A 9,630-nucleotide genomic window follows, 5' to 3' on the forward strand; every position below is an offset into this window, starting at 1 on the left:
GCGACCGCCTGCCCGCGTGACCCGACGGCCCGTCCCCGCAAGTGGGGACGGGCCGTCACCCGTTCTGCGCGGATCGACCCGCGCCTCCAGGCTGATGCGCAGGAGCGCTCCACCACCCACCCAGGCGACCAGTGCTGGATGGGGAGATGGCCACGAGATCGCTCTTGACCGTCCCCCTGTCCATCACCGTCGCGGCCGCCGCGGCGGCCTGGTTCCTCCTCGGCCCCGCCGCTGCGCTGGCGTTCGTCGCGCTCGCGCTCCTCGAGATCGCGATGGCCGCCGACTCGTCGGTGCCGATGGCCGGCATCGCCGGACGGCTGCACTCCCCCGCCCGACGGCTGTTCCTGTCGCTCGGGATCGTCGCGGGCGTCCTCGCGATGCGGCTGCTCCTGCCGCCGGCGGCGGTCGCGGTCGGCGACGCGACCGACCCCGCGAGCTCCGTGCAGGAAGCCGTCTTCGCCCCCGGCTCGTTCTCGGCGCACCTCGCCGAGGTGCGGCCCGCCCTCGCCGCCTTCGGCGCCGCCTTCATCTGGCTCGTGTTCGCCGAGTACCTGTTCAACACCGACCGTGCGTCGCGCAGGTCCTGGCTGGGCCGCCTGGAGGCCCGGCTCGCCGCCGTCGCGCGTCCTCGCGTCTGGTCGCTGGTCACCGCTGCGACGGGGGTCGCCGTCACGGCCGTCCTCGTCGGCGTCGACCGCGCGTGGTCGCCGGGTGCCCTGCTGCCGGTCGTGCTCGGCGGCGCGGCAGGCATCGCCGCGTACCTCGGGTCGAAGCACGTCGCCGCCTGGGCGCTCGACGGGGTCGGCTCGGACACCGCGTCGATCGGGGTCGGGCGGGGTGCCTGGCGGATCCACGCCTACGCGTCGACGGTGGTGTTCGAGCGGGGGCTCGTGGTGTTCATGCTGTTCGAGATCCTGGACGGCGTGTACAGCCTGTCCGGGTCCGGAACCCTCGGCGCCGACGGCCTCGGAGCGCTCGAACAGGCGGCGGTCGCCGTGGCGGCGATCGGTGTCGGTGCCGTGTTCCTGGCGCGGTTGACCTCCCGGTTGGACGAGACCGCGGGACTGAAGCGGCTGCGGTACCTGAAGGCCGGGGCGGCGTACGTGCTCGGAGTGCTCGCGGTGCTGCTGTGGGCGAGCCTGCTCGTGCCGATCCCGGGGGTCGTCGTCGCCTGGTTCGGCAGCGTGGTGATCGGTTCGGCGCTCGCGAGCTCGTTGCCGTGGCGGGCGTGGTGGCGGCGGGTGGCGCGGGGGTCCGCGAGGTCGCGCAGCAGCAGCGGCCTCGCTCCGTGAGTCAGCGGTGGTCGCGGCGAGCGGCGGCTGCGGGAGCGTCATCGCGGACACCGGCGGCGAAGAGTGCCTCCTGCGCGTCGGCGAGGTCCTTGCCCTCGATCGAGAACGCGTCGAAGACCGCGTGCCGGAACCCGAGCCACCCGACCACGACACCGACCGCGACGAGCGCCGTGAGGATGCCGTACATGACCTCGGGGTGGTCGAGGAGCAGCGGGGTCACGAACGCCAGCAGCGCCGCGGCGATCCGGGCCACCGCGATGATCGTGCCCTGGACCGAACCGCGGAGCAACGTCGGGAACGACTCCTGCGACCAGACCTTCATGATCGCCTCGAAGGCGAACGCGTTGCCCACCGCACCGAACGCGAGCATCGCGACGAGGGTCGGCAGCGAGAAGCCGAACACGAGCGGCAGGCCGTAGCTCACCACGAGGCACACGGCGCCGACGATGTAGAACGGCATCCGCAGCCGACCGTCGACGATGCGCATGAACCAGAACGCGAGCAGCATCCCGATCGGCACGCTGACCAGGTTCATCGTCGAGAAGAACGGCACCGACAGCCCGACGACGTTGACGGCCACGTAGGCGCCGAACTGCCCGCCGGTGTTCGCACCGAGGTTCGTCAACGTGTAGAAGACCAGCAGGGACAGGAACGGCAGCAGGAAGATCCGCTGCGTCAGCACGTCGCGGATGCCGTGGCGGGCAGCACGGACGGTGTGTGCGCCCGCGGCCTTCTCGGCATGGGCGTCGGACCACGTGGTGGACTCCGGGATCGTGAAGCGCAGGACCATCACGACGAGTGCGACGACCCCGACGTGCGCGAACATGATCTGACCACCGGCACGGCCGAGGTCTCCGACGCCCGCCGAGATGGCGTAGGTCGCCAGGATCCCGGCGAACCAGAGCACCTGGGAGAAGCCGACGAGCCCGCCCCGGTTCTCGTCGGTCGCCGCCTCGGAGATCGTCGCGAGCGAGACCGGCAGGTCCGCCCCGGTGCCGAGGCCGACGAGGATCGTGCCGATGAGCAGCCCCGCGAACGCCGGGCTCGCCACCAGGACCCCCGCACCGACGACGGTCATCGCCATCGTCACGATGAACACCGCCCGACGACCGAACAGGTCGCCGAGCCGCCCGCCGGAGAGCGCGCCGATCGCGATGCAGAAGGTGAGCGCGCCGGACAGCACCCCGATCTGCGTGCCGGTGATGCCGATCGACTGCTGGTACAGGACGAGCGCGGTGCCGGAACTCACGATCGCGGCCGCGTCGATGTACGAGGCCATCCCCGAGACGACGGCGACCCACCAGGGGTGCGGTCGCCGGGCGGGCTGCTGGGGTCGGTTCACTGCGTTCTCCCTTGAACGTCGGCCGAACACCGGATGAAACGGTTCAACCGGTCGGCGGCACTGTAGCCCGCCGAGTACCGCAACCGCAAGGATCGTTCACTCCGCCTGCTGTCCACAGCCTCGCTGTTCGTTTCCTGAGGACATTGACTTCCGCTGCTCCCAGAACCTACGGTCATCGCAGCGGCACCGTCGCCGCGCGTTCCCGAGGAGAACACCATGTCGATCGAGCACCTCGCCCGTGGCGTCGCCCATCCGGCCATCGAGTACCGTCCGGAGCTGCGGTGGTGGCTCGCCGAGGGCCTGCACACCGACGTGACCCTCCGACGCGAGGTCGACACCGCCCACGCACTCGGGTTCGGCGGCATGGAGTTCCTGGCGATGGACGAAGGAGCGATCGACCACGGCCGGTACGGCTGGGGAGCCGAGGAGTGGGTGCACGACTCGCAGATCGTCGTCGAGGAGACCACCGCCAGGGGCATGTCGGTCAGCTTCACGTCCGGGACGAACTGGTCGAACGCGAACCTGCCGACGATCGACGCAGACCACCCCGCCGCTGCGCAGGAACTCGACGTCGTGCACGAGGACCTGCCCGGCGGGACGAGCCGCTCGGGTGCGCTCCGTCGGATCGACCTCGACGCGCCGATCGCACAGACGACGCTCCCCGGCGAACGCGGGACGGTGCGCGTCCAGACGCTCGTCGCGGTGGTCGCGACGCGCGTCGTCCCGGACCCCGCCGGTTCCGGCGCCGCGACCGTGCTGGACCCCGACTCGGTGGTGGACCTGACCAGCGCGGTCACCGACGAGGCGCTCGACTGGACCGCACCGGAGGGCGGCACCTGGCGGTTGTCCACGTTCTGGAGCCACGGCACCGGCCAGACGGCGTCACCGTCGGCGACGGTCAACTGGACGGTGAACTACCTGGAGCGAGCGGGCGTGGATGCCGTGATCGACTACTGGGAACACGTCGTCCTGACCCCTGGCCTCCGCGCCGAGATCGCTCGCAATCCCCGTGCCCAGATGTACATGGACTCCCTCGAGCTGTCGACCTACGGCGCCGGTGGCCTCTTCTGGGGAGCGCACGTCGCCGAGGAGTTCCGGACGCGCCGCGGCTACCCGATCACGCCGTGGCTGCCGTTCCTGACCCGCAGCGCCCCGTTCATGGCGTCGAGCACCACGTACCACGCCGAACCGGTGCCGGACCGGGCGGTCGACGTCGAGAAGGTCCGCTTCGACTACGTCCGGACGCTCACCGACCTGTACATCGAGAACATGCTGCGTCCGTTCGCGGCGTTCCTGCACGCCAACGGCATGACGCTGCGGTCCGAGATCAGCTACGGGCTGCCGTTCGAGTTGACGCGCCCCGGGCCGGAGGTCGACGGGATCGAGACGGAGTCGCTCGAGTTCGCCGCCCAGATCGACGCGTACCGGCTGCTCGCAGGGCCGGCGCACCTGTTCGGCAAGCAGTACTCGTCGGAGACCGGTGCGACGACCCGCAACCACATGCTCGACCACCGGTTCTACGACCAGATCGTCGCGACGCAGCTCGCCGCCGGCATCACGAAGACCGTCCTGCACGGCTGGGCGAGCACCACGGGCGCCGAGGGCGTCACGAGCTGGCCGGGACACGAGGGCATGTGGAGCATGTTCTCGGAGCGCTTCGACGCCCGGCAGCCCGCTGCCGAGTTCTACCCGCTCTGGAACGACGCGATCGGCCGGTACCAGTACGTCCTGCGCCAGGGACGCCCGCGGATCGACGTCGGCATCCTGCACACCGACCACTTCACCGACAACGCGTCCGGCATGGTGTTCCGCGACGCCGACGGTGGCCGCGTCCCCGACGAGGTCGCCTACGGCCAGTACTGGATGCGCGACCGGCAGAACCACTGGTGGCGCGACCTCGGCATGCAGGACGCCGGGTGGACGTACGAGTTCCTCGACGGGTCGCTGCTGCTCCGCGACGACGTCCGGGTGGACGGCGGCCTGGTGCAACCGGACGGCCCCGGGTACCAGGCACTGCTCGTCTTCCAGAGCGCGCTCGATGCCGACGTCGCAGCACGCCTGCTCGCCTGGGCCGAGGACGGCGTGCGGATCCTCGTCGTGCACGGCACGCGTGAGCTCAAGTCGCTGATCGCCGGGACGGACACGCACCACCCCCGAGCGGCCGCCCGCACCCCGGGACTCGACGGACGCGACGCCGAGCTCGCGGACACCGTCGAGCGGCTGCTGGCCCTGCCGTCGGTGACCGCGATCGACGACGCCGCCGACACCGTCGCCGCCCTGCGCGGCCTCGGCGTGACCGGCCGCGCCGAGTTCGTGACAGAGGACCGGAGCGTCCTGTCGCACCTGCGCGAGGACGGTGACCTGCTGCACGTGTACCTGTACCACTTCCTGTACGAGACGACCTCGGCGACCACCGTGGAGGTCGCGCTGCCCGGCACCGGCGCGGTGTACCGCGTCGACGCCTGGTCCGGCGCGGTGTTCCCCCACCCGGCCGCACGGACCGAGGGCGACCGGACGATCGTCACCGTGGACCTCGCGCCCGGTGAGACCGCGCTGTTCACGCTCGACCGCAGCGGGCCTGCGCGCGAGACCGCACTCGACGCCCGGCTCGGCGGACGCACGACGACCGACGTCGTCGTCGAGATGACCGACTGGCGGATCGCGGTCGAGAGCTGGGACGCGGGCGGTGAGGAGCTCATCACCGAGGACCGCGGCCACGGCTACGTCACGCGCGAGGTCCGGCCGCTGACCGACGTCCGACGACTCGACGCCGGTACCGGTCCGCTCCGTCCGTGGAAGGACCTGCCCGCCGTGGGACCGGAGGTCTCCGGGGTCGGCGAGTACGCCACGTCGTTCTCCGTCGACACGGTGGACGACGACGACGCCCGGTTCCTGCTGGACCTCGGGTCGACGGCCGGCGGGCTCGGTTCGGTCGTGCTCAACGGCGGACCGGCACGCGGGTTCGACACCTCGCACCCGGTGGTCGACGTCACCGACGACCTGCGCACGGGAGAGAACACGGTGGTCGTCCGCGTCGCCAGCTCACTCAACAACCGGTTGCTCGCCCGCGGGTACTACGAGGACGTCCCCGACGTCATCGCGCAGCTGCTCGGCGACCCCGACGCGGTGCAGACGACACACGTCCGCGACCACGGCCTGCTCGGTCCCGTTCGTCTGGTGGTCGGATGACCCGTCGCGGCGGACGACCGAGCGGTGTGGACCTGCGCCCCGTCATCACCCCCGACCCGTTCGACATCCGGGTCGCACTCGCGGGCATCGTGCACTGGGCGGACAGCCCGCAGGTCCGGCAGCGCATGATGACCGCGATCGACTTCCCGGTGGCCGATCTGTCGATGTTCCTGGTGGTCAACCAGCTGACCTACCGCGGCGCGACGAAGCCGAGCGTGCTCGCGGGGGCGTTGGGCACCGGTCGTGCCAACCTCACGAAGATCGCGAACCGGCTCGAGGACATCGGGCTCGTGGTCCGGGTACCGGCTCCCGATGACGAGCGCAGCGTGTTGATCGCGCTCACCGCCGAGGGCCGCGGGTACGGCGAGCGGATCAGCGACCAGCTCAGCCAGGACCTCGACGCGGTCCTCGCCCACTGGGGTCCGAAGGACGTCGATGCCCTCCGGCGGGTGCTCGCGCGCCTGCGACACGACGCGGCGAACGGGTCCTGAGCCGACCGTCGCTCCGGCTCCCGTGTGCGCGATCACCGTCGGCCGCGTTGACTGGAGTGTCGGTCGAACGAGGAGTGCACGTGCTGGGTCCTGAACTGGTGGTCGTCCTCGGCCTCGCCATCGCACTGACGGCGGGGATCGCGGACCGGATCCGGGTGGCCCCTCCGGTCCTGCTGCTCGTCTTCGGCGCTGCGCTGGCCTTCGTGCCGGAGTTCGCGGACGTCGAGCTGCCGGCCGACGCCGTCCTGCTGTTGTTCCTGCCGGCGCTCCTGTACTGGGAGAGTCTGACGACGTCGCTGCGCGAGATCCGGAAGAACCTGCGCGGCATCGTCCTGATGGGCACCCTGCTCGTCGTCGCCACAGCGGGCGCCGTCGCCGTCCTGCTCCACCTGCTCGGCATGCCGTGGGGTCCGGCTTGGGTGCTCGGCGCCGCCGTGGCCCCGACCGACGCGACCGCGGTCGGGGTGCTCACGAAGATGCTGCCGCGCCGCAACGTCACCGTGCTGCGGGCGGAGAGCCTGGTCAACGACGGCACGACCCTCGTCGTCTACGGCATCGCGGTCGCCGTCACGGTGGGCACGCAGGAACTCACGTTCTGGGGCGTGTCGGGGATGCTCGTCCTGTCGTACCTCGGTGGGGTCGCCGCGGGGCTCGCCGCGGCGTGGGTCGGCACGCTCGTGCTGCGCCGGGTCGACACCGTGGTGCTCGAGAACCTCGTCACGCTCCTCGTGCCGTTCGGCGCGTTCCTGGCGGCCGAGGCGATCGGCGCCTCCGGCGTGCTCGCGGTGGTGGCGGCCGGCATCGTCGTCAGCCAGGTCGGCCCGAAGCTCGACCGCGCCGAGACACGGCAGCAGGTCCGCGCCTTCTGGTCGTTCCTGACGTTCCTGCTCAACGGCGCACTGTTCGTCCTGGTCGGCATCGAGGCGATGGTCGCAGCCCGGGCGCTGACGCCCTCGGAGCTGCTCCGCGCCGTCGGCGTCGTCCTGGCGGTGGCGGTCGTGCTCGTCGTGGTCCGGTTCGCGTTCCTCAACGCCGCGGGCGGCACCGTCTGGCTCGTCACCCGTCGGACCGGCGGTGCACCCCGCGAGGGCCACCGCGACCGACTCGTGAGCGGTTTCGCCGGGTTCCGCGGCGCGGTCTCGCTGGCGATGGCCGTCGCCGTCCCCCGCGTGCTCGAGTCCGGAGCGGACTTCCCGGACCGCGACCTCATCGTCTTCGTGACGGCCGGCGTGGTCGTCGTCACCATCGTCGGGCAAGCCCTCGTGTTGCCGGCGGTCCTGCGGCGGGCCGCGCTGCCCGAGGACGAGTCGGTCGGTGAGGAACGTCGCTACGCCGAGCGGACCGCGATCGAGGAGGCCCTCGACGCCCTGCCGCGGTTGGCACGGTCGACCGGAGCCGACCAGGCCACCGTCGACCGGGTGCGCAAGGACTACGAGGCGCACCTGGACGTCATCCAGGCGCGCGAGGAGGACGACGACGAGCACCCGGCGGTGCAGCGGCACGACACCGCCGTCGCGCTCGAGCTCGCCCTGGTGCAGCACAAGGCCGCGACCCTGCTGCGGCTCCGTGACTCGGACGAGATCGACGACCTGGTGCTCCGCCAGGTCCGCGCCGGCTACGACGCGGAAGAGGCGCGACTCGACGGCATCACCCCCGAGTGACGCCACCCGGAGTGCCCACCGGCACCGCGGGGAGACGGCGTGACGACCACCGGAAGGGAGGCCCGGTGCCAGCTGGCACCGGGCCTCCCGTCCGGTGGTCTACGCGTTGTCGGACGCCGCCGCGTCGGACGCGAGCGCCTTGCGACGCTGCGCGACCTGGAGCGCGATCGCGACCGGGATCGCGGCGAGGGCGACCGCTCGGAGCCACGGGCGGTCGAACGCGTGCCGGGTGGCGTGGTCGAGCGACACCGGACCGGGGCCGCCGAGCGCGAACATCGCTGCCGAGAAGCCGAGGAACGCCGGGAACTCGAAGCCGCCGTCCGCGTTGAAGAAGCCGTTCGGCGTGTGCACGCTCGACGCGACGCCCATCGTCGTCGCGGCTCCCGCGCCGGCGATCGGGGTGGCGAGGCCGAGGGCCAACGCCGCTCCGGAGCCGGCCTCGCCGAGCCCGGCCAGGACGGCGCTGCGTCGGCCGGGGCGGAACCCCATCGCGTGCATGCCCTGGGCGGTGCCGTCGATGCCGCCGCCGCCGAACGCGCCGAAGAGCTTCTGGGACCCGTGTGAGACGAGTACGGCTCCGAGGGCGATGCGGAGCAGGGTCTTGGCGGTGACCGAAGCGGTGCTGGTGGTGTGCGAGCTCATGCGTTCTCCCGATCGTCCGTGGTGGTGATCCGGGCGACGGTACGCCGGTGCGGACCCGCGTGGTCACCGCCTCGGGCGGGCGTCGTCAGCTGGTGATCCGGCGCCGTCCGGTGACGCGGACGACCAGGCCCGCGACGACGGCCCCGACGATCGGGGCGACGATGAAGACCCAGAGCTGCGTCAGGGGTGTGGCACCGCCGTAGACGGCTGCCGCGATCGACCGGGCGGGGTTCACGGACGTGTTGCTGATCGGGATGCTCACCAGGTGGATCAGCGTCAGGGTGAGACCGATGCCGATCGGCGCGACCGCCTGGTACTCCCGCTTCGCCGTGATCGAGAGGATGACGGCGATGAAGACACCGGTCAGCACGGCCTCGGCCAGGAACACCGATCCGAGTCCGTACCCGCCGGGGCTCGCGAACCCGTAGCCGTTCGAGGCGAAGCCGCCGTCACGAGCCGCCGTGAGCGCCCCGGACTTGCCGGACAGCACGGCGGCGATGATGCTCGTCGCGACGAGACCACCGACCACCTGGGAGACGATGTAGCCCGCGACGTGGCGTGCGTCGGTGCGACCGGCAGCCAGCAGTCCGAGCGTGACGGCGGGGTTGAAGTGCCCGCCGGAGATGTGCCCGACCGCCGAGATCCCCGCGACGAGCGTGAGCCCGAACGCCAAGGCCACGCCGAGGTAGCCGACGCCCTGCTGGTTGTCCGTGGCGCTCGGGATGTTTGCCGCGAACAGCGCGGTCCCGACCCCGCCGAGGACGAGCAGGAAGGTACCGAAGAACTCAGACGCGTACCGGGCCAGCGGCGACCAGACGTCGGCGTCTTCTCGCTGCTGTTCGGATGTGGACTCGCTGACCGGCTCGGTGCGTCCGCGGTCGTGGTGTGGGCGGCGCTGGGCCATGGCGGGTCCTTTCGTCGGTCGGGCGTGCGCCCGGTGGTGGGTGTTGCGTGGGTCTTCGGTGGGCCGGGAGGCCCGGGGTCGCGTCCGGCTGACGGGTGTCAGTGGACGC

Annotated in this window: 7 protein-coding genes; 4 read left to right on the top strand and 3 right to left on the bottom strand. The window is 71.8% G+C overall.

Annotated elements, in window-relative coordinates; all coding sequences use genetic code 11:
• The first annotated feature begins 164 nt into the window (after positions 1–164).
• Entirely contained in the window at positions 165–1,292 is a 1,128-nt protein-coding gene (locus EDF28_RS09645; RefSeq protein WP_185094193.1) for a DUF475 domain-containing protein, read from the top strand.
• A 1-nt stretch (position 1,293) separates the two neighbouring features.
• Here EDF28_RS09645 and EDF28_RS09650 read toward each other — a convergent pair whose 3' ends face one another.
• A complete protein-coding gene (locus tag EDF28_RS09650; RefSeq protein WP_248703342.1) occupies positions 1,294–2,634 on the bottom strand; it encodes an MFS transporter in 1,341 nt (446 codons plus the stop codon).
• 216 nt (positions 2,635–2,850) lie between these two features.
• Between EDF28_RS09650 and EDF28_RS09655 the strand changes: the two genes are divergently transcribed.
• The 3 genes from EDF28_RS09655 (at position 2,851) to EDF28_RS09665 (ending at position 7,975) form a co-directional block, all read left to right on the top strand.
• Positions 2,851–5,823, top strand: coding sequence for a glycosyl hydrolase (locus EDF28_RS09655; protein WP_123938091.1), 2,973 nt, complete (start codon positions 2,851–2,853; stop codon positions 5,821–5,823).
• Positions 5,820–6,314 carry a MarR family winged helix-turn-helix transcriptional regulator gene (locus tag EDF28_RS09660; RefSeq protein ID WP_123292749.1) on the top strand — a complete coding sequence of 165 codons (495 nt, stop codon included), beginning with the start codon at positions 5,820–5,822 and terminating at the stop codon, positions 6,312–6,314. The genes EDF28_RS09655 and EDF28_RS09660 overlap by 4 nt, the downstream gene beginning before the upstream one ends.
• Before the next feature lie 80 nt (positions 6,315–6,394).
• On the top strand, positions 6,395–7,975 hold the full coding sequence (locus EDF28_RS09665) for a Na+/H+ antiporter (RefSeq protein WP_123938092.1): 1,581 nt from the start codon (positions 6,395–6,397) through the stop codon (positions 7,973–7,975).
• A 99-nt stretch (positions 7,976–8,074) separates the two neighbouring features.
• Here EDF28_RS09665 and EDF28_RS09670 read toward each other — a convergent pair whose 3' ends face one another.
• Together EDF28_RS09670 and aqpZ are read right to left on the bottom strand one after the other, a co-directional pair.
• On the bottom strand, positions 8,075–8,617 hold the full coding sequence (locus EDF28_RS09670; protein ID WP_123938093.1) for a DoxX family protein: 543 nt from the start codon (positions 8,615–8,617) through the stop codon (positions 8,075–8,077).
• An 85-nt stretch (positions 8,618–8,702) separates the two neighbouring features.
• Complete coding sequence (gene aqpZ, locus EDF28_RS09675) at positions 8,703–9,521, bottom strand: aquaporin Z (RefSeq protein ID WP_123938094.1); 819 nt, start codon at positions 9,519–9,521, stop codon at positions 8,703–8,705.
• Positions 9,522–9,630 lie beyond the last annotated feature (109 nt).

The sequence above is a fragment of the Curtobacterium sp. PhB137 genome (assembly GCF_003814955.1).
Classification (GTDB): Bacteria; Actinomycetota; Actinomycetes; order Actinomycetales; family Microbacteriaceae; genus Curtobacterium.